The organism is Pseudomonas trutticola BRTCR10 (genome assembly GCF_056155105.1).
Map to the genome: position 1 here is coordinate 1,359,733 of NZ_CM149552.1, position 23,790 is coordinate 1,383,522.

Annotated in this window: 21 protein-coding genes; 9 read left to right on the forward strand and 12 right to left on the reverse strand. The window is 59.6% G+C overall.

Going from position 1 to position 23,790, the window contains the following annotated elements:
- Nucleotides 1-110: 110 nt before the first annotated feature.
- The 4 genes from ACVVH8_RS05845 to ACVVH8_RS05860 form a co-directional block, all read right to left on the reverse strand.
- Nucleotides 111-488, reverse strand: a complete 378-nt coding sequence (locus ACVVH8_RS05845; protein WP_475228983.1) for a hypothetical protein — start codon at nt 486-488, stop codon at nt 111-113.
- A gap of 75 nt (nt 489-563) precedes the next feature.
- Entirely contained in the window at nt 564-1,373 is an 810-nt protein-coding gene (locus ACVVH8_RS05850; protein ID WP_213027689.1) for a putative RNA methyltransferase, read from the reverse strand.
- On the reverse strand, nt 1,373-2,524 hold the full coding sequence (gene dapE / locus ACVVH8_RS05855; RefSeq protein ID WP_475228986.1) for a succinyl-diaminopimelate desuccinylase: 1,152 nt from the start codon (nt 2,522-2,524) through the stop codon (nt 1,373-1,375). Before dapE ends, ACVVH8_RS05850 begins: the two co-directional genes overlap by 1 nt.
- A gap of 240 nt (nt 2,525-2,764) precedes the next feature.
- On the reverse strand, nt 2,765-5,356 hold the full coding sequence (locus ACVVH8_RS05860; protein ID WP_213027690.1) for a glycosyltransferase: 2,592 nt from the start codon (nt 5,354-5,356) through the stop codon (nt 2,765-2,767).
- Between the two features lie 220 nt (nt 5,357-5,576).
- Between ACVVH8_RS05860 and tcdA the strand changes: the two genes are divergently transcribed.
- A complete protein-coding gene (gene tcdA, locus ACVVH8_RS05865; RefSeq protein ID WP_475228988.1) occupies nt 5,577-6,389 on the forward strand; it encodes a tRNA cyclic N6-threonylcarbamoyladenosine(37) synthase TcdA in 813 nt (270 codons plus the stop codon).
- 115 nt (nt 6,390-6,504) lie between these two features.
- On the opposite strand, the gene ACVVH8_RS05870 is transcribed toward tcdA, so the two are convergent.
- The 4 genes from ACVVH8_RS05870 to ACVVH8_RS05885 form a co-directional block, all read right to left on the reverse strand.
- The gene (locus ACVVH8_RS05870) at nt 6,505-6,909 is read right to left on the reverse strand and encodes a SufE family protein (RefSeq protein ID WP_475228991.1); all 405 of its coding nucleotides are present in this window, start codon (nt 6,907-6,909) and stop codon (nt 6,505-6,507) included.
- On the reverse strand, nt 6,906-8,111 hold the full coding sequence (locus ACVVH8_RS05875; RefSeq protein WP_475228993.1) for an aminotransferase class V-fold PLP-dependent enzyme: 1,206 nt from the start codon (nt 8,109-8,111) through the stop codon (nt 6,906-6,908). The genes ACVVH8_RS05870 and ACVVH8_RS05875 overlap by 4 nt, the downstream gene beginning before the upstream one ends.
- A 132-nt stretch (nt 8,112-8,243) precedes the next feature.
- On the reverse strand, nt 8,244-9,278 hold the full coding sequence (gene dapD, locus ACVVH8_RS05880; protein WP_011332675.1) for a 2,3,4,5-tetrahydropyridine-2,6-dicarboxylate N-succinyltransferase: 1,035 nt from the start codon (nt 9,276-9,278) through the stop codon (nt 8,244-8,246).
- Nucleotides 9,279-9,309: 31 nt separating this feature from the next.
- Nucleotides 9,310-9,672: an ArsC family reductase gene (locus ACVVH8_RS05885; protein ID WP_003222107.1), complete on the reverse strand. Its 363-nt coding sequence runs from the start codon at nt 9,670-9,672 to the stop codon at nt 9,310-9,312.
- 293 nt (nt 9,673-9,965) lie between these two features.
- Between ACVVH8_RS05885 and ACVVH8_RS05890 the strand changes: the two genes are divergently transcribed.
- Nucleotides 9,966-11,597, forward strand: coding sequence for a Na+/H+ antiporter (locus ACVVH8_RS05890; protein WP_475228996.1), 1,632 nt, complete (start codon nt 9,966-9,968; stop codon nt 11,595-11,597).
- On the opposite strand, the gene ACVVH8_RS05895 is transcribed toward ACVVH8_RS05890, so the two are convergent.
- The 4 genes from ACVVH8_RS05895 to map all read right to left on the reverse strand — a co-directional run bounded on the left by ACVVH8_RS05895 (nt 11,590) and on the right by map (nt 17,293).
- Entirely contained in the window at nt 11,590-12,309 is a 720-nt protein-coding gene (locus ACVVH8_RS05895) for a M12 family metallopeptidase (RefSeq protein ID WP_475228999.1), read from the reverse strand. The genes ACVVH8_RS05890 and ACVVH8_RS05895 overlap by 8 nt on opposite strands.
- A gap of 194 nt (nt 12,310-12,503) precedes the next feature.
- Complete coding sequence (gene dapC, locus ACVVH8_RS05900; protein ID WP_475229001.1) at nt 12,504-13,706, reverse strand: succinyldiaminopimelate transaminase; 1,203 nt, start codon at nt 13,704-13,706, stop codon at nt 12,504-12,506.
- 60 nt (nt 13,707-13,766) lie between these two features.
- Nucleotides 13,767-16,469 (reverse strand): [protein-PII] uridylyltransferase, encoded by a 2,703-nt coding sequence (locus ACVVH8_RS05905; protein WP_475229004.1) that lies wholly within the window; start codon nt 16,467-16,469, stop codon nt 13,767-13,769.
- Between the two features lie 41 nt (nt 16,470-16,510).
- The gene (gene map, locus ACVVH8_RS05910; RefSeq protein WP_213027694.1) at nt 16,511-17,293 is read right to left on the reverse strand and encodes a type I methionyl aminopeptidase; all 783 of its coding nucleotides are present in this window, start codon (nt 17,291-17,293) and stop codon (nt 16,511-16,513) included.
- Nucleotides 17,294-17,666: 373 nt separating this feature from the next.
- Between map and rpsB the strand changes: the two genes are divergently transcribed.
- The 7 genes from rpsB (at nt 17,667) to ispC (ending at nt 23,741) form a co-directional block, all read left to right on the forward strand.
- The gene (gene rpsB, locus ACVVH8_RS05915; protein WP_103303035.1) at nt 17,667-18,404 is read left to right on the forward strand and encodes a 30S ribosomal protein S2; all 738 of its coding nucleotides are present in this window, start codon (nt 17,667-17,669) and stop codon (nt 18,402-18,404) included.
- Between the two features lie 203 nt (nt 18,405-18,607).
- Nucleotides 18,608-19,471: a translation elongation factor Ts gene (gene tsf / locus ACVVH8_RS05920; RefSeq protein WP_103303034.1), complete on the forward strand. Its 864-nt coding sequence runs from the start codon at nt 18,608-18,610 to the stop codon at nt 19,469-19,471.
- 209 nt (nt 19,472-19,680) lie between these two features.
- The gene (gene pyrH, locus ACVVH8_RS05925; protein WP_011332683.1) at nt 19,681-20,424 is read left to right on the forward strand and encodes a UMP kinase; all 744 of its coding nucleotides are present in this window, start codon (nt 19,681-19,683) and stop codon (nt 20,422-20,424) included.
- A complete protein-coding gene (gene frr / locus ACVVH8_RS05930) occupies nt 20,421-20,978 on the forward strand; it encodes a ribosome recycling factor (protein WP_096819627.1) in 558 nt (185 codons plus the stop codon). Before pyrH ends, frr begins: the two co-directional genes overlap by 4 nt.
- A gap of 14 nt (nt 20,979-20,992) precedes the next feature.
- Complete coding sequence (gene uppS, locus ACVVH8_RS05935; RefSeq protein WP_475229006.1) at nt 20,993-21,748, forward strand: polyprenyl diphosphate synthase; 756 nt, start codon at nt 20,993-20,995, stop codon at nt 21,746-21,748.
- The gene (locus tag ACVVH8_RS05940) at nt 21,748-22,554 is read left to right on the forward strand and encodes a phosphatidate cytidylyltransferase (protein ID WP_103303032.1); all 807 of its coding nucleotides are present in this window, start codon (nt 21,748-21,750) and stop codon (nt 22,552-22,554) included. Before uppS ends, ACVVH8_RS05940 begins: the two co-directional genes overlap by 1 nt.
- On the forward strand, nt 22,551-23,741 hold the full coding sequence (ispC, locus tag ACVVH8_RS05945) for a 1-deoxy-D-xylulose-5-phosphate reductoisomerase (protein WP_475229008.1): 1,191 nt from the start codon (nt 22,551-22,553) through the stop codon (nt 23,739-23,741). Before ACVVH8_RS05940 ends, ispC begins: the two co-directional genes overlap by 4 nt.
- Nucleotides 23,742-23,790 lie beyond the last annotated feature (49 nt).

Consider the following 23,790-nt stretch of genomic DNA (forward strand, 5'->3'; position numbering starts at 1 on the left):
GATCGTTCCCACGCTCTGCGTGGGAATGCCTCAATGGACGCTCCGCGTCCGCATTGGGACGCAGAGCGTCCCGGGCTGCATTCCCACGCGGAGCGTGGGAACGATCAGTATCAGGCGGTTTTCCAAGTGATCTCTTCTTCACCGTCTTCGCTGATGCGAATCCAGCGATCTGCTGTCTCTTCGCCTTCTTCCTCGACCCACGTCCCCGGCGCACAACGCACTTCGACGTTCAGCGCAGCAAAGGCTGCGCGAGCGCAGGCGATGTCGTCGTTCCAAGGCGTCTGGTCGCTTTCCAGGTACAGGCTGTTCCATTTGCCGACGGCTTTCGGCAGCCAGGTCACCGGCACGTTGCCAGCCTTGCACTTGTAGGTCTGGCCTTTCTGCACCCAGTCGCTGCATGGGCCCAACGCTTCGCCCAGCCAGGCCGAAATGGCCTTGTGGTCGACGTCGGCGTCTTTCAGGTAAATCTCGATATCCGGTTGGCGCATGGATGTCCTCACTGCGGGTCTGAAAAATCCATTCGCGGATTTAGCCGGCCCCGGGCATTGGCCCGAGACCAAAAGTTATTGAAGAACGAAATAATCGTAGCGCATCGACACGGTGGTCTCGAACGGCTCGGCCTGCTCGATCACCGCCGCGCGACGCTCGGCACTGGCACGCCAGCCGTGAGGTGTCATCGCCAACAGGTTGGCGCGGTCCTCGGGCTTGTCCAGCGTCAGTTTGAATTCCAGGGTTTCACTGTGCGCCAACGCCATGCCTTCGGGCACCAGGGCCAGATGCTTGTCGTCGGTGTATTCGCGTACTTCGTCGTACAGGCGTTCGCGCAGTTCCATCAGGTGGCCGCTGGTCGGGCCGACTTTCATCAGACCGCCGCCAACGCTGAGCAGACGCTTGGCTTCTTCCCAGTCCAAAGGACTGAAAACGCTGGCGAGAAACTGGCAACTGCCCGACGCCAATGGCACGCGAGCCATGCTGGCGATCAACCAGGTCAGCGCCGGGTTGCGCTTGCAGGCGCGTTTGACCGCTTCACGCGAGATGTCCAGCGCGTAGCCATCGGCATCCGGCAGGGCCTCGGCGATTTGCGCGGTGTAATAACCCTCGCCACAACCGATGTCGACCCAGCGATCCGGCGCATAGCTCGCCGCCAGTTCGGCCAGACGCTTGGCCACCGGCGCGTAATGGCCGGCGTTCAAAAAGTCACGGCGCGCCTCGACCATGGCTTGGTTGTCGCCAGGGTCGCGGCTGTTCTTGTGCTGCACCGGCAGCAGGTTCAGATAACCCTGCCGCGCACGGTCGAAGCGATGGCCGGCGGGGCAGACCACGCCGTTGTCCACTGTGTTCAGCGGTTCACTGCAAATGGGGCAAGCAAGCATCAGGCGAGCAACTTGATCAGGGTCTGGTAGTAGATCTCGGTCAGCACGTCGAGATCGGCCGCCAATACGCGTTCGTTGACCTGGTGGATAGTCGCGTTGACCGGGCCCAGTTCAACCACTTGCGTGCCCATGGTCGCGATGAAACGGCCATCGGAAGTGCCGCCGCTGGTGGATGCCTTGGTCTCGCGGCCGGTGATGTCCTTGATGCTCGCCGACACGGCGTCGAGCAGCGCGCCCGGCTCGGTGAGGAACGGCAGGCCGGACAGCGCCCAGTCGATGTGCCAGTCCAGATCGTGCTTGTCGAGGATGTCGGCGACACGCTTCTGCAGGCCTTCGACGGTCGATTCGGTGGAGAAGCGGAAGTTGAACACCGCCACCAGATCACCCGGAATCACGTTGGTCGCGCCGGTGCCGGAATTGACGTTGGAAATCTGGAAACTGGTCGGCGGGAAGAAATCGTTGCCGTGATCCCAATGCTCGGCGGCCAGTTCGGCCAGCGCCGGAGCAGCAAGGTGGATCGGGTTTTTCGCCAGGTGCGGGTAGGCGACGTGGCCCTGAATGCCTTTGACGGTGAGCTTGGCGCCGAGCGAGCCACGGCGGCCGTTTTTCACAACGTCGCCAACCAAAGTGGTGCTCGACGGTTCGCCGACGATGCACCAGTCCAGACGCTCGTTGCGCGCAGCCAGGCGCTCCACCACAGCTTTGGTGCCGTGATGCGCCGGGCCTTCTTCGTCGCTGGTGATCAGGAATGCGACCTTGCCCTTGTGATCCGGGTAGTCGGCGACGAAGCGCTCGGCCGCCACGGTCATCGACGCCAGGCTGCCTTTCATGTCCGCCGCGCCACGACCGCAGAGCATGCCGTGTTCATCAATCACCGCGTTGAACGGGTCGATCTGCCACGCCGTTACCGGACCGGTCGGCACCACGTCGGTGTGGCCGGCGAAGCACAGCACCGGGCCGTCGGTGTTGCCGTGGGTGGCCCAGAAGTTATCCACATCCTCGATGCGCATCGGCTCGAGGCTGAAACCGGCATCGCCCAGGCGCTGCATCATCTGCTTCTGGCAATCGGCGTCGACCGGCGTTACGGACGGACGGCGGATCAAGTCGATGGCGAGTTGGAGGGTCGGCGAAAGGTCGGCGTGGGCCGTCATGGAAAACTCCGGAGTCATGAATGTGGGCGCGGACTAACTGTAGGAGCGAGCCTGCTCGCGATGGCGGTGTGTCAGTCAGCGTAACTATTGATTGTTACACCGCCATCGCGAGCAGGCTCACTCCTACAGGGGATAGAGTTCGGTCAGTCAGACCGCGTATCACGCCAAGCCCCGCAAAATGGCGGTTATCTTAAAGCAAAACGGCGACCATTGGCCGCCGTTTAGTGCATCGATGAGGATTTAGACGACCGGCGCCGGTTCAGGCGCGGGCGCAGGTTTCGGTAGCGACGACAGGAACGCCATGATCAACGCCGCCAGGTACGGCAGCGACTGCACCAGCAGCATCACCACCCAGAAACGCATGTCATTGCTCGGCATGCCGTTGACCAGGAAGATCCCCAGCGCCGCGCCCCACAACAGCAACATGATGAACAGCTCCTCCCGCGCTTCGGAAATCGCCACCCAGAAGCCATGGTTGTCGGCATTTTTCGGCGTACGGAAGAACGGAATGCTGCTGGTGAAGAAGCCGTACAACACCGCTTTGGCGATGGTGTGCGACAACGCCAGCCCGGCCAGTGCCGCGCAGAAAGCATCTTTCAGGTTCACACCAACGGCGCGACGGTAGAGGAAGATGATCTTGCCGACCTTGAACACGAACAGCGCCAACGGCGGGATCGCGAAAATCAGCAGCGGCGGATCGACCCGTTGCGGCACGATGATCATTGCCGCCGACCACAACAGCGCGCCGACGGTGAAGAAAATGTTCATGCCGTCCGCGACCCACGGCAACCAGCCCGCGAGGAAGTGGTAGCGCTGGCCACGAGTCAGTTCGGTGTCCTTGCCGCGCAGCAGGCTGCGGGTGTGGCGCTTGATGATCTGGATCGCACCGTAAGCCCAACGGAAACGCTGCTTCTTGAAGTCGATGAAGGTGTCCGGCATCAGACCCTTGCCGTAGCTGTCGTGGTAATACGCCGCCGACAGGCCTTTCTCGAACACGCGCAGACCGAGTTCGGCGTCTTCACAGATGCACCAGTCAGCCCAACCCAATTCTTCCAGAACCGAACGGCGGGTCATGGTCATGGTGCCGTGCTGGATGATCGCGTCACGGTCATTGCGGGTGACCATGCCGATGTGGAAGAAGCCTTTGTATTCCGCGTAGCAGAGCTTCTTGAAGGTGCTTTCGTTCTGGTCGCGATAGTCCTGCGGCGACTGCACCACGGCGATTTTCGGGTCGGCGAAGTGCGGCACCATGTGCTTGAGCCAGTTCGGGTGCACGCAATAATCGGAGTCGATCACCGCGATCACTTCGGCGTCCTTGGCGGTGTGCGGGATCAGGTAGTTCAGCGCACCGCCCTTGAAACCGGCCAATGGCGCAACGTGGAAGAACTTGAAGCGTGGGCCGAGGGTTGCGCAGTAGTCGCGCACCGGTTCCCAGACCGCCGGGTCCTTGGTGTTGTTGTCGATGATCAGGACTTCATAGTCCGGATAATCGAGCGCGGCCAGAGCGTCCAGGGTCTGTTTGACCATGTCCGGCGGCTCGTTGTAGCAAGGCACGTGGATCGACACCTTCGGGCGATAGCTGGAGTCGCCCTCGACCGGCAGGAATTCCCGTCGACGCTTGTGAATCCACACCGCTTCGGCCAATTCATGCGCCTCCGTCAGCAAGACGATAAACACGCCGAGCGCACCCAGTGCCAGGAGGAAACCGACCGTCAGGCTGAACCACGTGCTGTATTGCAGACTGTAGTCGTAACCGATCCACACCAGCACCGAACCACACAGGAATGCAATAAAGGTCAGGAAGATCCGGCCGCGCTGGCGCAGCGCCGAGCCGTCGATCATCAGCAACGTCAGCGACAACAACGCCAGCACCACCGAACCGACCGCCAGCACGCGCCATTGCGGAATCGCTACCACCGGGCCTTCGAAGTTGAATTTCTGCTGACGCGCGGCGTTGAACACGCCCCAGTAGGCGCCGACAGAACCTTCGTCACTGGCCTTCCACGGCTGGTCAAACGCTTCGATCACGAAGTAGTTGAAGCCCTGGCGATTGAGCTTGTTCACCAGGTTGCGCAGGTAGATCGCCTGATCTGCCGGCGACGCATCAGCACCACCGCGCATACGGCCGTTGCTCGGCCAGCCCACTTCGGACAGCAGCAGCGGTTTTTTCGGGAACAGCTTTTTCAGGTCGCGGGCACGGTCGAAAACGAACTGGCCAGCTTTGTCGACCGGGATGAATTCCCAGTACGGCAGAACGTGGGCGGCGATCAGGTCAACGTGCTTGGCCAGTTCCGGGTGTTCTTCCCAGACGTGCCACTGCTCGGAGGTAGTCACCGGCACTTTCACCGCGGCGCGAACCCGGTCAAGCAGCACGCTCAGTTGTTCGGCGGTGATTTCCTTGCGGAAGATCGCCTCGTTGCCGACTACCACGCGAACCACGCTGCGCGAGGTGTTGGCCAGTTCGATGGCGCGGGTGATTTCCCGTTCGTTGCGCTCCTGGTCGGGGCTGATCCAGATCCCGAGGGTCACGCGCAGGCCGAACTCTTCCGCCAGTTTCGGGATGTCTTGCAAAGAGCCGTCGACCGAGTAGATACGAATGTTGTCCGTCAGCTTGCTCATGATCTCCAGATCGCGGCGCATTTCCTCGTCAGATGGGAACTGATCCTTCTGCGGGAATTGTCCCTGTTGGAACGGCGAATAGGAGAAACCGGAGATCTGCTCCGGCCAGTTCGGCGCGGTGACCGGGCGATTGATCAGCGCCCAGAAGCCGGTGAACAGGGCGGCGATTGCCAGAACCACCACCAGGTTGAGTCCAAATTTACGCGATGACATAGCTGTTTCAGGTTCCAAAGGCTGTGGAACGGAGGATCGGTAGGCTATACGCCAAAGGGGCGCGCATCCTACACCGGTAGTTCACAAGTCGTACAACAGACAGGGAAATGCCCGATATTGGGCAATCCTCTTTGACTTAAGTTCTTACACTTGTAGATCGAAGGTTAAAACTTGTCGCTGCGTAGCCCTATAATGCGCGCCGGTTTTTGGGGTATTGGTCATGAGTACAGAAGATCCGCGGTTTGCAGGCATCGCCCGTTTGTATGGCATCGAAGGCCTGGAGCGCTTGCGCGCCGCCCACGTGGCGATCGTCGGCGTCGGTGGCGTCGGTTCCTGGGCGGCGGAAGCCATGGCCCGTTGTGGTGTCGGCGAAATTTCGCTGTTCGACCTCGACGACGTCTGTGTAAGCAACGCCAATCGGCAGTTGCATGCGCTGGACGGCACGGTCGGCAAACCCAAGGTCGAAGTGATGGCCGAGCGTTTGCGCGGGATCAACCCGGATTGCACCGTGCACGCTGTGGCGGATTTCGTGACCCGCGAGACCATGGCCGAGTACATCACGCCGAACATCGATTGCGTGATCGACTGCATCGACGCCGTCAACGCCAAGGCTGCGCTGATCGCCTGGTGCAAGCGCCGCAAGATCCAGATCATCACCACCGGCGGCGCGGGCGGGCAGATTGATCCGACGCTGATTCAGGTCTGCGATCTGAACCGTACGTTCAACGATCCGCTGGCCTCGAAAGTACGATCGACCTTGCGCCGCGACTACGGCTTCTCACGCACCGTAACCCGTCATTACAGCGTGCCGTGTGTGTTCTCCACCGAACAACTGCGCTATCCGAAACCGGACGGCAGCATCTGTTTGCAGAAGAGTTTTGTCGGCGATGGCGTGAAACTGGACTGCGCGGGAGGGTTTGGCGCGGTGATGATGGTCACGGCGACGTTCGGCATGGTCGCGGCGACCAAGGCTGTGGACAAGATTGTGGCGGGTGTCCGGCGCCCGGCTGACCGAGTGAAACCTCAGGTTTGATCGGTGGAGTTGATGACCTCATCGCTGGCAAGCCAGCTCCCACAGGTATTTGGCAGGTTCACTACATTTGTGAACACCATGGACCCTGTGGGAGCTGGCTTGCCAGCGATAGCGATCAACCTGCCAACTCATTCATCCGCTGGAGCACGGCATTCAGGCCATTGCTGCGCGACGGCGACAACTGGCGCGAAAGGCCGAGTTGATTGAACCAGTCCGGCAAATCAACTTCCTGCAATTCATCAGCGCTCAGTCCATTGACCCGCAACAACAGCAACGCCACCAACCCGCGAATCATCCGCGCATCGCTGCTCGCCGCGAACTGCCAGTGACCATCACGCAATTCCCCAACCAGCCACACCTGACTTTCACAGCCATGCACCCGGTTGGCTTCGCACTTGTCCGACTCATTCAACGGCGCCAGACGATCACCAAACTGCATCAGCAACCGCGCCCGCTGTTCCCAGCCTGCGGCATTCTGAAAGGTGTGCAGCGCATCGGCGGCTTCAGCCGGCAATTTCATCGCAACAACTCCAGTGCCTGATCCAGCGCTTCAAAAAACCGCTCCAGATCTTCGGAATCGTTGTACAGCGCCAGCGACACCCGAATCGCCCCGGCCAGTTCGAAGCTTTTCAGCAACGGCATGGCGCAGTGATGCCCGGCGCGCACGGCGATGCCTTGCTCGGTCAGCAGATGCGCCAGGTCGGCGTTGTGCACACCCTCGACAACAAAACTCGCCAGCGCCAGTTGCGGCTTGCCCAGCAGGCGAACGCCATTGCGGGCGGCGAGGCCGCGCAGCAGGTAATCATGTAGCGCGGCTTCGTGAGCAGACACCGCGTCCTGATCAAGCCCGGCGAGATAATCAAGGGTCGCGCCGAGGCCGATCACACTGGCAATCGGCGGCGTGCCTGCCTCGAAACCCAGCGGGGCAGGGCGAAAGCGTGAATCGTGGTAGTTGGCTTCCAGCACCATCTCACCGCCAAACTGCCACGGCTTCAGCTGTTCAAGCGCGGCATTGCGGCCGAACAACACGCCGAGGCCATCGGGGCCGTACAGTTTGTGGCTGGAAAACACATAAAAATCGCAGCCCAGCGCCTGTACGTCATGCCGACCGTGCACCACACCTTGGGCGCCATCGACCACGGTCAGCGCGTTCTGCGCCTTGGCCATGCCAAGCAGTGCAGGCAGTGGTTGCCAGGCGCCGAGCACGTTGGACAACTGGCTGACCGCCAGCAAACGCGTGCGCGGGCCGATCAGATGGACAGCGGCGGCGAGGTCGATCACACCGTCGTCATCCAGCGGCAGGATCACCAGTTTCAGCTGGCGACGTTGCGCCAGTTGCTGCCACGGCAGCAGGTTGGCGTGATGCTCCAAGGCGCTGATGACAATTTCATCGCCCGGATGGAAAAGATGTTCCAGGCCATAAGCCAGGAGATTCAGCGCACTGGTGGCGCCGTGGGTGAAGATGATTTGCCCGCTGTCACCGGCATTGAGCCACTGCGCGACTTTGAGTCGACTGTCTTCGAACGCTTGCGTGGCGTGGGCGCCGGGCAAATGTTGCGCACGATGCACATTGGCCGCGCCGTTGGCGTAGTAATGCGCCAGCGCGTCGAGCAGGGCCTGAGGTTTTTGCGTGGTGGCGGCGTTGTCCAGATAGGTCTGGTCTTGCCGTTGCAGGGCGGCGATGGCCGGGAAATCGGCACGCCAGGGGGAGGGAATCATCACGGTTTATAGCCCTGGTGAAATGGGCGGGATGTACGCCAAATCCTGTAGGAGTGAGCCTGCTCGCGATGGCGTCCGTGAGGGCGCTAAAAGCATCGCGAGCAGGCTCACTCCTACAATGGATTATCCAAGCACTCAGTTGTGAGCGTGCAGCGCTTCGTTCAGTTCGATCGCCGATTTGTGGGTTTTGCATTCCACGGCACCGGTTTCCGAATTGCGACGGAACAGCAGGTCAGTCTGACCGGCCAGCTCACGCGCTTTCACAACTTTGACCAGATTGTTGTTCTCGTCCAGCAGCGCCACTTTGGTGCCGGCGGTCACGTACAGGCCAGACTCGACGGTGTTGCGGTCGCCCAGCGGGATGCCGATACCGGCGTTGGCGCCGATCAGGCAGCCTTCGCCGACCTTGATCACGATGTTGCCGCCGCCCGACAGGGTGCCCATGGTCGAGCAACCGCCGCCCAGGTCCGAACCCTTGCCGACGAAAACGCCAGCCGATACGCGGCCTTCGATCATGCCCGGGCCTTCGGTGCCGGCGTTGAAGTTGATGAAGCCTTCGTGCATCACGGTGGTGCCTTCGCCCACGTACGCGCCCAGACGCAGACGCGCGGCATCAGCGATACGCACACCAGCAGGGACAACGTAGTCAGTCATTTTCGGGAACTTGTCCACCGAGAACACTTCCAGCAGCTCGCCACGCAGACGGGCTTCGAGTTGCAGCTCGGCCAGTTCGCTCAGGTCGATCGCACCCTGGCTGGTCCACGCTACGTTCGGCAGCAGCGGGAAGATCCCGGCCAGGCTCACGCCGTGCGGCTTGACCAGGCGATGGGACAGCAGGTGCAGCTTCAGGTACGCCTCAGGCGTGGAAGTCAGTTGTGCGTCTTCGGCCAGCAGGGTGGCGACCAGCGGCTTGTGGCTCTCGGCCAGGCGGGTCAGCAATTTGCCTTGAACGGCGTCGATGCCTTTCACGGCTTCAGCCAGTTGCGCAGCCTGTGCGGTGGTGAAGGTGATGGCCTGGTTGCCTTCGGTGTAACCGAGGATCGGCGCAACAGCCGCGACCAGTTCGGCCGAAGGGTTGAGCAGTGGCTGTGCGTAGAACACTTCGAGCCAGGCGCCTTGACGGTTTTGCGTGCCGACACCGAAGGCGATGCTGAACAGGGAGTTGGACATGTGAATACCTCTACAAAGAGTGACGGGCTGCTTACTTCAGAGCGGCCGCGTAGATGTCTGGCTTGAAGCCAATCAGGGTTCGGTCACCGAGATCGAGCACCGGGCGCTTGATCATCGAGGGTTGAGCGAGCATCAGTTCGATGGCTTTCGACTGGTCGAGATCGGCTTTACGTTCGTCGTCGAGTTTGCGAAAGGTCGTGCCTGCACGGTTCAACACCGTTTGCCAGCCGTGCTCGTCACACCATTGGGTCAGGTGCTCACGGTCGATACCGGCGGTTTTGTAATCGTGAAAGTCGTAGCTGACAGCGTGTTCATCGAGCCAGGTGCGCGCCTTTTTCATGGTGTCGCAGGCTTTGATGCCGAAAAGGTGCAACGTTTTACTTGAAACCGTCAAGGAATCGCCCCCTTTACAGGTGCTGGAGAAAAATGGTGTCGGATTATGCCATGACCAAACGGTTTCGCGGCGCCTGAGGTCGATTTCCCACCGCAAAACCCTGTAGGAGTGAGCCTGCTCGCGATGGCGATTTACCTGCCACTGGCATTGTTGAATGTTAAACCGATATCGCGAGCAGGCTCACTCCTAGAAGGGATTTGTGGCAGGGCTGCGACATATGTGCAACGGTCAGGCACAGCCTAAGCGGCTAATATGGCAGTTCAACGCTGTCGATTGTCTGAGATTTCCGCTTTATGCAAACTGCCTACACCGTCCTGATCCTGCTGATGCTGGTCAGCGTCTCCCGTCTGGTCGGACGGATCATCCCGCTGCCGCTGCCTTTGGTCCAGATCGCCGCCGGTGCCTTGCTGGCCTGGCCGACGCTGGGTCTGCATGTCGCCCTTGATCCCGAACTTTTCCTGTTTCTGTTCTTGCCGCCGCTGCTGTTTTCCGACGGTTGGCGCATGCCCAAACGTGAACTCTGGCATTTGCGCGGACCGATTCTGACGCTCGCGGTCGGGCTGGTGCTGTTTACGGTGGTGGGCGCCGGGTACTTCATCCATTGGCTGCTGCCGACAATTCCACTGCCGGTGGCTTTCGCGTTGGCCGCTGTGCTGTCGCCAACGGACGCTGTGGCGGTGTCGGCCATCTCGCAAAACCGTTTGCCCACGCCGTTGATGCATATGTTGCAAGGCGAGGCGTTGATGAACGACGCGTCCGGTCTGGTGACGTTCAAGTTTGCCTTGGCTGCCGCCGTGACGGGCGTTTTCTCGCTGACCAACGCCAGCCTGACCTTTGTGGTCGTGGCACTTGGAGGCTTGGCGGTCGGCGTCGCGTTGAGCTGGCTGGTCGGGCGATTGCGGGCATGGATGATCGCCCGAGGCTGGGATGACCCGGCGACTCACGTGGTGTTCATGCTGTTGTTGCCGTTTGCCGCCTATGTACTGGCCGAGCGTCTCGGTGTATCGGGCATCCTGTCGGCGGTCGCGGCGGGAATGATGCAGAGCTGGCTCGATCTGTTGCCGCGCCAGACCAGCACGCGCCTGCTTAACCGGAGCGTCTGGTCGCTGCTGGAGTTTGCTTTCAACGGTTTGATTTTTCTGCTGCTGGGTCTGCAACTGCCGGACATCATCAAAGCCGTGGTCAGCCATGAGCCGACGCTGTGGCCAACGCTGCTGTATCGCTGCCTCGATGTGCTGGCGATTTTCCTCGCGTTAGTGCTGCTGCGATTTATCTGGGTGCAAAGCATCTGGCGTTTGTCAGTGCTGTTGCGACGATTGCGTGGCAAGGGAGATCTGACGCAAGTCCCGACCGCCCGCTCCTGCTGGCTGCTGACAGTCGGCGGTGTACGCGGCGCGGTAACGCTGGCGGGTGTGATGTCGGTGCCGATGTTGATGGGGAGTGAGGCATTTCCCGAGCGTGACCTGCTGATTTTCATTGCCGCCGGGGTGATTTTGCTGTCACTGGTCTCGGCATGTATCGCCTTGCCATTGTTGTTGCGCGGCATCGAAAAAAGCCCTGACGATAAACGCCGTCAGGAAGTCCGGGACGCCTGGCGCAAGACCGCCGAAGCGGCGATCCATGCGCTGGAAACCGAAGAGGTCGGCCCGCAGGATGCCGCGCAAGCGGCGCTGTCGGCAGAATTGAAGGCGCGGATCATGTCCGAGTACCGCCATCAACTCGACGTCTTCAACGATTCCGCCGAAGCCCAGGCGCTGGCGTTCCAGATGGATCTGCTGGAACGCCGTTTACGTTTGAAGGCGCTGCGCGCGCAACGCCTGGAGCTGTACAGCCTCAGCCGTCAACATGAGATTGGTGATGACGTGCTCAGGGAAGTATTGGCTGACCTTGACCTGAGTGAAGCGAATCTGGGGCAGGTCAAGTAGGCAGTTGCCAGTAGTCAAGGGCGGGATAAGCTTGTCTGGCGAAGAGTTTGTCCCCTTCGCTGAGGGTCATGTTGTCGCCGATATCCCATTTCTTGTAGGTGAGAAATTCGGGAGTCGGGTAATGCATGATCGAGTGTCTGTCGTAGCTGCCGAGGAATGCCGACTGCCTGGAGTCAAGGTTAAAGAAGTTGTGATCAACCTGGGATTTGCTCCAGCCATGGTTCTTTTTGAAAAAGTCATAGGCGGCGGGTTTGTCCCACGGGATGTTAGCGTCGGGATGCAGATGCGCATGATGAAATCCCAGCGCATGGCCGAATTCATGCAGGATCGTTTGCTCAAAAAAACGATCATCAGGGCTTTTGCCTATCACCAGGGTGGGCTCGTCCGGATCCTCTTGCAGGGCCCATGTGCCAATGGCCGAGTAACTGTCGTTGCCTTCCACTGCAATGCGTATCTGGCCGTCGCCGTCATCGACCAGTTCGAGCGCCAGGCTGATAAAGGGCTCCCATCGCCTGAGGCAGAATTCTATCCTTACCCTTAGATTGGCCGGTACGTCCTCTTTGAACGAGAAGGTCACCGTACTGGCGTTTTCCCAGAAGCTGTTTGAGTAAGCGACTGAACGCCTGTGGCGCGTTCGCGGAGGGAGGTTCTGTCGGGCTTGTTCCTGGCGAGTGCCGGGCTCCAGCATTCTCACAAAATGACAGGTGTGCATGGTCAATATCCTTATTGATTGTGAACGTCGTGCCTTGATCCCTAAGGCGTCGCGTTTGGAAAAGGGAAGGTAATAGGCTTTGTACTTTTTTGGCTGGTCGAAGTTGTAACTTGATACGGATAACAAATCCCCGTCTGCGTGAAACAGCGAGCAGGGTATTCCCGCACGGCATTGCACCGTGCGGGATATAAGTTTTACGAGCGATGACGGGTAATGAAGTTTCGAATGCGTTCGGCGGCTTCAACGCATTCCGCCAGTGGCGCAACCAACGCCATCCGCACTCGACCTGCCCCCGGATTGACGCCATCCACGTCACGAGACAAATAGGAGCCGGGCACGACAGTCACATGTTCTTCGGCAAACAGATCCCGGCAAAACGCCGCATCGTCGCCTTGCACATTCGGCCACAAGTAGAAGCTGCCATCCGGACGTTGTACGTCCATCACCGGGCTGAGAATCTCCAGCACCGCGTCGAACTTCTCGCGATACAACGCACGGTTGGCGCGTACATGCACTTCATCATTCCACGCAGCGACGCTGGCCAGTTGCGTTTGTACCGGCATCGCACAACCGTGGTAGGTGCGATACAGCAGGAAACCCTTGAGGATGTCGGCGTCGCCGGCGACGAAACCGGAGCGCAGGCCCGGCAGGTTGGAACGCTTGGACAAGCTGTGGAACACCACACAGCGTTTGAAGTCCTTGCGGCCCAGTTCGACGCAGGCTGTGAGCAAACCCGGCGGCGGGGTCTGTTCGTCGAAGTACAGTTCGCTGTAGCACTCGTCGGCGGCGATGACGAAGTCGTATTCGTCGGCCAGGGCGATGAGCTTTTTCAGGGTCTCGACCGGGATCAGTGCGCCGGTCGGGTTGCCCGGCGAGCACAGAAACAGGATCTGGCAGCGCTTCCAGACATCCGGCGACACCGCGTCAAAGTCAGGATTGAAGCCGTTTTCATCAAGGCATGGCAGGTAATGCGGCTTGGCTCCGGCGAGAAACGCGGCGCCTTCGTAGATCTGATAGAACGGGTTGGGGCTGACCACCAGTGCGTCGTCGCCACGGTTGACCACGGTCTGGGTGAACGCGAACAACGCTTCGCGGGTACCGTTGACCGGCAGCACGTTACGCGCCGGATCGATCCAGCCGGTTGGCACGCCAAAGCGGCGTTCGCACCAGCCAGCGATGGCTTCGCGCAGGGCGGGAATACCGAGGGTGGTCGGGTACACGGCCATCTGATCCAGATTGTTCGCCAGCGCCTCGGCGACGAAGCTTGGCGAACGGTGTTTCGGCTCACCGATCGACAGCGCGATCGGACGCTTGTCCGGGTTTGGCGTCACGCTGCCGAGCAGGGCGCGGAGCTTCTCGAACGGGTAGGGCTGGAGCTGGTTCAGAGCGTTGTTCATGGGGGCCTCGTTCAATGTGGGAGCGAGCAAGCCTGCTCCCACAGGGGGGAAGTTGTTGGATCAGATACTGATGCGCGAAAGCTTGATATCGGGTTCCTGATTGACGCTCAACTGTTCAACGATCGCATCCTGCAAGCGACTGCACAGCAGGGGGTCGGATAACGGCTGGTTGTGGGCGTCGGTGATGAAAAACACGTCCTCTACTCGTTCGCCCAATGTCGCAATCTTGGCGTTCTGCAGCGACAGGTCGAACTCGAGGAAGATCCCGCCGATCCGCGCCAGCAACCCCGGGCGATCCGGCGCAGTGAGTTCCAGCACCGTCACCGGTCGCTGAGCGTCGTTGTGGATCGTTACCTGCGGTGCGAAGGCAAAGTGCTTCAGCTGGCGCGGTACCCGGCGCTGAATGATCGTCGGGTAGTCGTCCGGGTTGCGCAGGGCTTCGGTCAGGCCCTCGCGGATCTGCTTGATCCGTGCCGGGTTGTCGCCGATGGATTCGCCGTCGTTGTCGAGCACGATGTAGGTGTCGAGGGTGAATTGGCTGCTTGAGGTAATGACCCGGGCATCGTGAATGTTCAGGTTGAGCTGATCCATTGCGGCCACGGTTACGGCGAAGAAGTCGTGTTGATCCGGTGCGTAAATGAAGATCTGCGTGCCGCCCTCGAACTCGCGCTGGGTGGTTTCCTTGATCAGCACCAGCGGCCCGCCATCGGCCGGCTGCTGGAGAATCGCGTCGCTGTGCCAGGCCACATCGCCAGCGGTGTGGCGCAGGAAATAGTCATCGCCCAGTTGCGCCCACAATTGTTCGACATCGTCCGGGTCGGTGCCGCCGCGCACCAGAATGTCCAGCGCCGCGCTCTGGGTCTGGCGAATCTGCTCTTCGCGATCCACCGGGTTCTCCAGGCCACGGCGCAGGGCACGCTTGGTCTCGGTGTAGAGCTGGCGCAACAGGCTGGCACGCCACGAGTTCCACAGCGTCGGGTTGGTTGCGTTGATGTCGGCCACCGTCAGCACGTACAGGTAGTCGAGGCGGGTTTCGTCGCCGACGGCTTGTGCGAAGTCATGAATCACCTGCGGGTCGGACAAGTCCTTGCGCTGCGCGGTGGTCGACATCACCAGATGGTTTTGCACCAGCCAGACGATCAAGCGACTGTCCCACACCGGTAATTGATGGCGCTGGCAGAACGCTTCGGCATCGACGGCGCCGATCTCCGAGTGATCGCCATGCCGGCCTTTGCCGATGTCGTGATACAGGCCGGCCATGTAGATCAGCTCGGGCTTGGGCAGTTTGGCCATGAGCTTGGCGGCCAGCGGGAATTTTTCCGAGACCTGGGTGTACTGAAGCTTACGCAGGTGCTTGATCAGGTTCAGCGTGTGCGCATCGACCGTATAGATGTGGAACAGGTCGTGCTGCATCTGCCCGACAATGAAACCGAACTCCGGCAAATAACGCCCGAGAATGCCGTAACGATTCATCCGGCGCAGGTTGCGGTGGATGCCGATCTTGCACTTGAACAGCTCGATGAACAGGCTGGTGTTGCGGATGTCATTGCGGAAATTGTCGTCGATCAAATGACGGTTTTCGCGCAGCAGGCGAATGGTGTCGGCGCGCACCCCTTTGATTTCCGGCTGCTGCGCCATCAGCACGAAGATCTCGAGCATGGCGAACGGCGTGCGGCGGAACACGTTGTCGTTGCGCGCCTCGATATAGCCATCGTGCAACTGGAAGCGCGAGTTGATTGGCTGCGGCGGCGCTTCGTCCTCAGGGGCGAGGATGACTTCTTCGAAGTGCTGGATGATCAGGTCGCTGAGCTGGGCGATGCTCATCACCACGCGGAAATACCGTTGCATGAAGTTTTCGACAGCCTGTTTGGCGTCGTCACCTTCGAAGCCGAGCAGGCCGGCGATGGTGCGTTGATGATCGAACAGCAGGCGGTCTTCCGAGCGACCGGCAAGCATGTGCAGGGCGTAGCGGACTTTCCAGAGGAATTCCTGAGAGGAGGCGAGAAGGGCGTTTTCGCTCTCGACCAGGAAGCCTTCGCCAGCGAGGGCGCGCAGGTTCAGGGTGCCGTACTGGCGACGGGCAACCCATAGAATCGTCTGGATATCCCGCAGGCCGCCGGGCGAGCCTTTGACGTTGGGTTCCAGGTTGTATTCGGTGTCATTGTACTTGTGGTGGCGAGCCTTCTGTTCGGCACGTTTGGCCAGGAAGAACTCCTTGGCCGGCCACATGTGTGCGGTGCTGGTGACGTCGAGCATGCGTTGGCGCAGGCGCTCGGGACCGCAGATGGTGCGGCTTTCCATGAGGTTGGTGACGACTGTCAGGTCGGCGCGGGCCTCTTCGGCGCATTCGTCGACCGAGCGCACGCTCTGGCCGACTTCCAGGCCGATATCCCACAGCAGCGTCAGAAAACGCTCGATGGAATCGCGGAAAACTTCGTGATCGGCGCTGTCCAGCAGGATCAGCAAGTCGATGTCGGAATAGGGGTGTAACTCGCCACGGCCATAGCCGCCGACCGCAACCAGCGCGATGTCGGCGTCTTCACTCCAGTTGAACTGCTCCCAGGCCTTTTGCAGGATGTTATCGACGAACCAGGCACGGTCTTCGATCAGCCGGCGGATATCACGGCCGTTGCGAAAACGTGCATCGAGCACTTCGCGGGCCTGGCGGATCGCCTTCTTGAATGCGGCGATAGGGCTCGCTTTCAGGGCCAGTTCAGCCTGGAACTGGCCGCGGTCGAAGAGTTCGGGATCCACCTGCGGCATCGATTGGCTTTCCTTCTATAAGGCTGGGAGCGTTCTGGGGGTCAGGCCGACATGCGCGGGATGGTGTCGTCGGCGCGCAGGGTGAAGATCTCGTAGCCGGTGTCAGTGACCAGCAGGGTGTGTTCCCACTGCGCCGATAGCTTGCGGTCCTTGGTGATCGCAGTCCAGCCGTCGCCCAATACCTTGGTGTCGGCCTTGCCCTGGTTGATCATCGGTTCGATGGTGAAGGTCATGCCGGCCTTGAGTTCCATGCCGGTGCCGGCGCGGCCGTAGTGCAGGATCTGCGGCTCTTCGTGGAACACCTTGCCGATGCCGTGGCCGCAGAACTCGCGTACTACCGAGAAGCCGTTCTTTTCGGCGTGCTTCTGGATCACTTCACCGATGTCGCCCAGGCGGCAGCCGGGTTTGACGATCTCGATCGCCTTGTACATGCATTCCTGAGTGATCTGCGACAGACGCTCGGCCCAGACTGGCACGGTGCCGACGTGGAACATGCGGCTGGTATCGCCGTGGTAACCGTCCTTGATCACGGTGACGTCAATGTTCAGCGTGTCGCCGTTTTTCAGCGGCTTGTCATTCGGGATGCCGTGGCAGACCACATGGTTGATCGAGGTGCAGATCGACTTTGGGTAGCCTTTGTAGTTGAGCGGGGCAGGGATGGCTTGCTGCACGTTGACGATGTAGTCGTGGCAGATCTGGTTCAGCTCATCGGTGGTAACGCCCGGTTTGACATGTTCGGCAATCATTTCCAGCACATCGGCGGCCAGTTTGCCGGCGACACGCATGCCAGCGATGTCCTCGGGGGTTTTGAGGTTGACGGTCATACAGGCTCTCTCTGCGCTCGGCGGCGCTTGCTGATACGGATAGGGTGGCAGCTGTGCGTTTTGCGACCCTGAAAAACGCGATTCTACCAGACGGAAGGAGCAAATCCGCGCCTGCGTGTATCGCTTGTCTCTATACAATGGTGCGCCCAGGGCCGATTCCAAGGGGGCCGAGCCCATGTCCTTGGTGCGATTGCAGATTTCGGGTTCCGTTTCTGCCTTCCCTGTGATATAAAATGCGCCGCTTTCCGGGGATACCCCGAAAGGCTTAAATCCACACACGTGTCGACACGATGACCTGGGTGCTTTTGGCTTTATGCCACTGGTTGGTCATTGGGATACGTGGAGGCCAAACCCGACTTATTAAGGAACTATCATGTCCCAAGTCAACATGCGCGATATGCTGAAGGCCGGTGTGCACTTCGGTCACCAAACCCGTTACTGGAATCCGAAAATGGGTAAGTACATTTTCGGCGCGCGTAACAAGATTCACATCATCAACCTTGAAAAAACCCTGCCAATGTTCAACGAAGCTCTGACTTTCGTAGAGCGTCTGGCCCAGGGCAAAAACAAGATTCTGTTCGTCGGCACCAAGCGTTCCGCTGGCAAGATCGTTGCTGAAGAAGCAGCACGTTGCGGTTCGCCGTACGTCGATCACCGCTGGTTGGGCGGCATGCTGACCAACTTCAAAACCATTCGTGCTTCCATCAAGCGTCTGCGTGACCTTGAAGTTCAGGCCGAAGACGGTACTTTCGCCAAGCTGACCAAGAAAGAAGCGCTGATGCGCTCCCGTGATCTTGAGAAGCTGGATCGCTCCCTGGGCGGCATCAAGGACATGGGCGGTCTGCCAGACGCACTGTTCGTGATCGACGTTGACCACGAGCGCATCGCGATCACCGAAGCCAACAAGCTGGGCATCCCGGTAATCGGCGTTGTCGATACCAACAGCAGCCCGGAAGGCGTTGACTACATCATCCCAGGCAACGATGACGCAATCCGCGCTATCCAGCTGTACATGGGTTCGATGGCTGACGCAGTTATCCGTGGTCGCAACAATGTTGGCGGCGGCACTGTAGAATTCGCAGCTGAAGAAACTCAGGCTGCAGCTGAGTAATTAACGCCCTGGCGTTGACTCAGTAAGCAAAAAGGGGGCCTGGCCCCCTTTTTGCCACCTCGAAAACCGTTGTCGGCGCCCACGTGTGGCAGCGCTCACCCTGCACCTGTAACGTGCAGCGGCTACAACGGTGGTTCGGGAAGAATTGAACGCCCGTTCGATCGGGTGGAATGGTTGAAAACCTATCCAAGAGGAATTTGAAAATGGCAGCAATTACTGCAGCGTTGGTTAAAGAACTGCGCGAGCGTACCGGCGAAGGCATGATGGACTGCAAGAAAGCCCTGGAAAAGGCTGACGGCGACATCGAAAAAGCCATTGATGATATGCGTGCTTCGGGCGCGATCAAAGCTGCGAAAAAGGCTGGCAACGTTGCCGCTGAAGGCGCAATCGCAATCAAGGACGACGGTAAAGCTGCCGTTATCCTGGAAGTGAACTCGCAGACCGACTTCCTGGCTCTGCAAGACGACTTCAAAAACTTTGTTGCTGCCAGCGTTGAAAAAGCCTTCGCTGACAAGCTGACCGACGCTGCTCCGCTGATCGCTGCTCAAGAAGCCGCTCGCGAAGCACTGGTTGCCAAAGTAGGCGAGAACGTGAACATCCGTCGTCTGACCCGTATTGAAGGTGACGTTGTAGGTTCGTACCTGCACGGCAACAAGATCGGTGTGGTTGTGGCTCTGAAAGGCGGTGACGTCGAGCTGGCCAAAGACATCGCGATGCACGTAGCTGCAAGCAACCCTGAGTTCCTGCTGCCTTCGCAAGTTTCCGATGAAGCGATCGAGCGTGAAAAAGCTGTGTTCCTGCAGCTGAACGAAGAAAAAATCAAAGGCAAGCCAGAAAACATTGTTGAGAACATGGTCAAAGGCCGTATCAGCAAGTTCCTGGCAGAAGCGAGCCTGGTTGAGCAGGCGTTCGTCAAGAACCCTGAAATCAAGGTTGGCGAGCTGGCCAAGAAAGGCGGCGCAGAAATCGTTTCCTTCACTTACTACAAAGTAGGTGATGGCATCGAGAAGCCGGTCGACAACTTCGCTGAAGAAGTTGCTGCCCAGCTGGCTGCCGCCAAGCAATAAGACGGTTTTCAACTGTCGCCCGAAAGAGGCTGCCCGCTCACGCGCGCAGCCTCTTTTCAGATGGGGTTATCAATTTTTAATTGGTTTCCACTTGGAACTGACTTACAAAGCCATGTTCCGATGGCGCTGAAGCAGCGCCAAGCTAGAGTGAACGCCAGCTGTAAACAGCTCGCAAAGAATTTTTAAATACGCCGCAGGAGAGATTCGCAATGGCTCAGCAGGGCAGTGGTTATCAGGCTCGCTATAAACGCATTCTACTCAAGCTTAGCGGCGAGGCCCTGATGGGCTCGGAAGAGTTCGGGATCGATCCAAAAGTGCTGGATCGGATGGCGCTGGAAGTCGGCCAGCTGGTCGGCATCGGCGTACAGGTCGGTCTGGTGATCGGCGGTGGCAACCTGTTCCGCGGTGAAGCGCTGAGCAAAGCCGGTATGGATCGGGTTACAGGCGACCACATGGGCATGCTGGCCACTGTGATGAACGCCCTGGCCATGCGCGATGCGTTGGAGCGTGCCAATATCTCGGCCATCGTGATGTCGGCCATTTCCATGGTTGGCGTGACCGATCATTATGATCGCCGCAAAGCCATGCGCCACCTGAACTCCAAGGACGTCGTGATCTTCGCGGCCGGTACCGGCAATCCGTTCTTTACCACGGATTCGGCAGCCTGCCTGCGTGCAATCGAAATCGATGCCGACGTCGTTCTGAAGGCGACCAAGGTCGATGGCGTCTACACCGCAGACCCGTTCAAAGACCCGCATGCCGAGAAGTTCGATCATCTGACTTATGATGAAGTCCTGGATCGCAAGCTGGGTGTAATGGACCTGACGGCTATTTGCCTGTGCCGCGACCACAAAATGCCGCTGCGCGTATTCAACATGAACAAGCCCGGCGCCCTGCTGAACATCGTGCATGGCGGCGCTGAAGGCACTCTGATCGAGGAAGTCCAACAATGATCAACGAAATCAAGAAAGACGCTAAAGAGCGCATGACGAAGTCGGTTGAGTCCCTGGCTCACAACTTCGGCCGCATCCGTACCGGTCAAGCGCACCCAAGCATTCTGGAAGGCGTGATGGTGCCGTACTACGGCTCTGACACCCCGATCAAGCAAGTCGCCAACATCACCGTCAAAGACGCGCGTACCCTGCAAGTTGTCGCGTTCGAGCGCAACATGCTCGGTGCTGTGGACAAGGCGATCGGCAGTGCAGGCCTGAACCTGAACCCGACCAACCTGGGTGAACTGCTGCTGATCAGCATGCCGGCCCTGACCGAAGAAACCCGTCGCGGTTTCACCAAGCAGGCGCGTGATGTGGCTGAAGACGCCCGTGTTGCCGTGCGCAACATTCGTCGTGATGCCAACAGCTCGCTGAAGGACCTGGTCAAGGAAAAAGAGATCAGCGAAGACGAAGAGCGTCGCGCCACTGGCGAGATCGACGATCTGACCAAGAAATTCGTGGCTGAAATCGACGCGAAGCTGGCAGAGAAAGAAAAAGACCTGATGGCCGTATAAGGGTCGAGCTTTAAATGGACAAGACCAAGCAGACTGCGCCGTCCGCGGTGCCGCGCCATGTCGCGATCATCATGGATGGCAACAATCGCTGGGCGAAAAAACGCTTTATGCCGGGTGTCGCCGGGCATAAAGCGGGCGTGGATGCTGTGCGGGCCGTTATTGAGGTGTGCGCTGAAGCCAAGGTCGAAGTGTTGACCCTGTTCGCTTTTTCCAGTGAAAACTGGCAGCGCCCGGCCGATGAAGTCAGTGCCTTGATGGATCTGTTCTTCAAGGCCTTGCGTCGTGAAGCCAAGCGTCTCAATGACAACAACATCAGCCTGCGCATCATTGGCGATCGTTCGCGCTTTCATCCGGAGCTTCAAATCGCGATGCGCGAAGCCGAGGCCATGACTGCGGGTGCCAACCGCTTCATCCTGCAGATTGCCGCCAACTACGGTGGTCAGTGGGATATCGCGCAAGCTGCGCAGCGTCTGGCCCGTGAAGTCCAGGCCGGGCATCTGCGTCCGGAAGACATCACCCCTGATCTGCTGCAAACCTGTCTGGCGACCGGCGATCTGCCGTTGCCGGACCTGTGCATTCGCACGGGTGGCGAGCACCGCATCAGCAACTTCCTGCTGTGGCAACTGGCTTACGCCGAGTTGTACTTCTCCGACCTGTTCTGGCCGGACTTCAAACACGATGCCATGCGCAATGCGCTGGCCGATTTCGCTTCGCGCCAGCGTCGCTTCGGTAAAACGAGCGAACAGGTCGAAGCTGGAGCCCGGGTTTAATGCTTAAACAACGAATCATCACTGCGCTGATCCTGCTGCCGATTGCCTTGTGCGGGTTTTTCCTGCTCGAAGGTTCCGCTTTTGCGCTGTTCATTGGTCTGGTCGTGAGTCTCGGCGCCTGGGAATGGGCGCGTCTGGCGGGCTTCACCGCACAATCGTTCCGCGTCGGCTTTGCCGCTGTCGTCGCATTGATGCTGTTCGTCATGTATGTGCTACCCGGTCTTGCGCCTTGGGTGCTCGGTGCTTCGGTGTTGTGGTGGGCCGTGGCAACGTTTCTCGTGTTGACATACCCGCGCTCCAGCGAGCATTGGTCCAGTGCGGCCACCAAACTGGTGATCGGCCTGTTGATTCTGCTGCCGGCCTGGCAAGGCCTGGTGCAGATCAAGCAGTACCCGTTGGGCAACTGGCTGATCATGGCGGTGATGGTGCTGGTCTGGGGTGCGGATATCGGCGCCTACTTCTCGGGTCGTGCATTCGGCAAGCGCAAGTTGGCGCCTCAGGTCAGCCCGGGCAAAAGCTGGGAAGGCGTTTATGGTGGCCTGGCGCTGAGCCTGGTGATTACCGCCATTGTCGGGCTGGTGCGCGACTGGACAGTGGCAGAGTTGCTTAAAGGCCTGATTGGCGCGGCACTGATCGTATTTATCTCGGTCGTCGGTGATCTCACCGAAAGCATGTTCAAGCGTCAGTCCGGCATCAAGGACAGCAGCAATTTGCTGCCCGGTCATGGCGGCGTGCTTGATCGCATCGACAGTCTGACGGCGGCTATTCCAGTCTTCGCTGTATTGCTGTGGATGGCTGCACCGTGAGCCGCCCGCAGCAGATTACCGTTCTGGGGGCTACCGGCTCGATCGGTCTGAGTACTCTGGATGTGATTGCTCGCCACCCTGAGCGTTACCAGGTTTTCGCCTTGAGTGGGTTCACTCGTCTGGCTGAGCTGCTGGCCTTGTGCGTACGTCATGTGCCGCAGTATGCCGTGGTGCCGGAAGTCGCCGCCGCTCGCGGTTTGCAGGACGATTTGCGCGCAGCCGGTTTGCCAACCCGTGTGCTGGTGGGGGAGGAGGGCCTGTGTCAGGTCGCCTCTGCGCCGGAAGTCGATGCGGTCATGGCTGCGATCGTCGGTGCGGCAGGCTTGCGCCCGACACTGGCAGCCGTCGAGGCGGGCAAGAAGATCCTGTTGGCCAATAAAGAGGCGTTGGTGATGTCCGGCGCCTTGTTCATGCAGGCGGTACGCAAGAGCGGTTCGGTGCTGCTGCCGATCGACAGTGAGCACAACGCGATTTTCCAGTGCATGCCACAGGATTTCGCCCGTGGATTAAGCAGCGTCGGCGTGCGTCGGATTTTACTCACAGCCTCTGGCGGCCCGTTCCGACAGACGCCCATGAGTGAGTTGGCGCATGTTTCACCTGACCAGGCTTGTGCGCACCCGAACTGGTCCATGGGGCGCAAGATTTCCGTGGATTCGGCAAGCATGATGAATAAAGGTCTCGAGCTGATCGAGGCCTGCTGGTTGTTTGATGCCAAGCCGTCCCAAGTCGAGGTGGTGATCCATCCGCAGAGCGTGATTCACTCGCTGGTCGATTATGTCGATGGTTCGGTGTTGGCGCAGTTGGGCAATCCCGACATGCGTACGCCAATTGCCAATGCACTGGCCTGGCCGGAGCGAATTGATTCCGGCGTGGCGCCGCTGGACCTCTTTGCGATCGCGCGTCTGGACTTCGAAGCGCCGGACGAAGAGCGCTTCCCCTGCCTGCGTCTGGCGCGGCAGGCTGCCGAGGCGGGCGACAGCGCGCCGGCGATGCTCAATGCCGCCAATGAAGTGGCGGTCGCAGCGTTTCTCGACGGACGGGTTCGTTATCTGGAAATCGCGAGTATCATCGAGGAGGTCTTGAGTCTTGAGCCGGTTGTGGCACTCGGCGATCTCGATGCGGTCTTCACGGCAGACGCCAGGGCGCGAGTCCTGGCGGAACAATGGTTGAAGCGTCACGACCGATAGATTTAGAAACACAATGGCTTCACGCGGCACTGAACGGGATTGCGGAGAA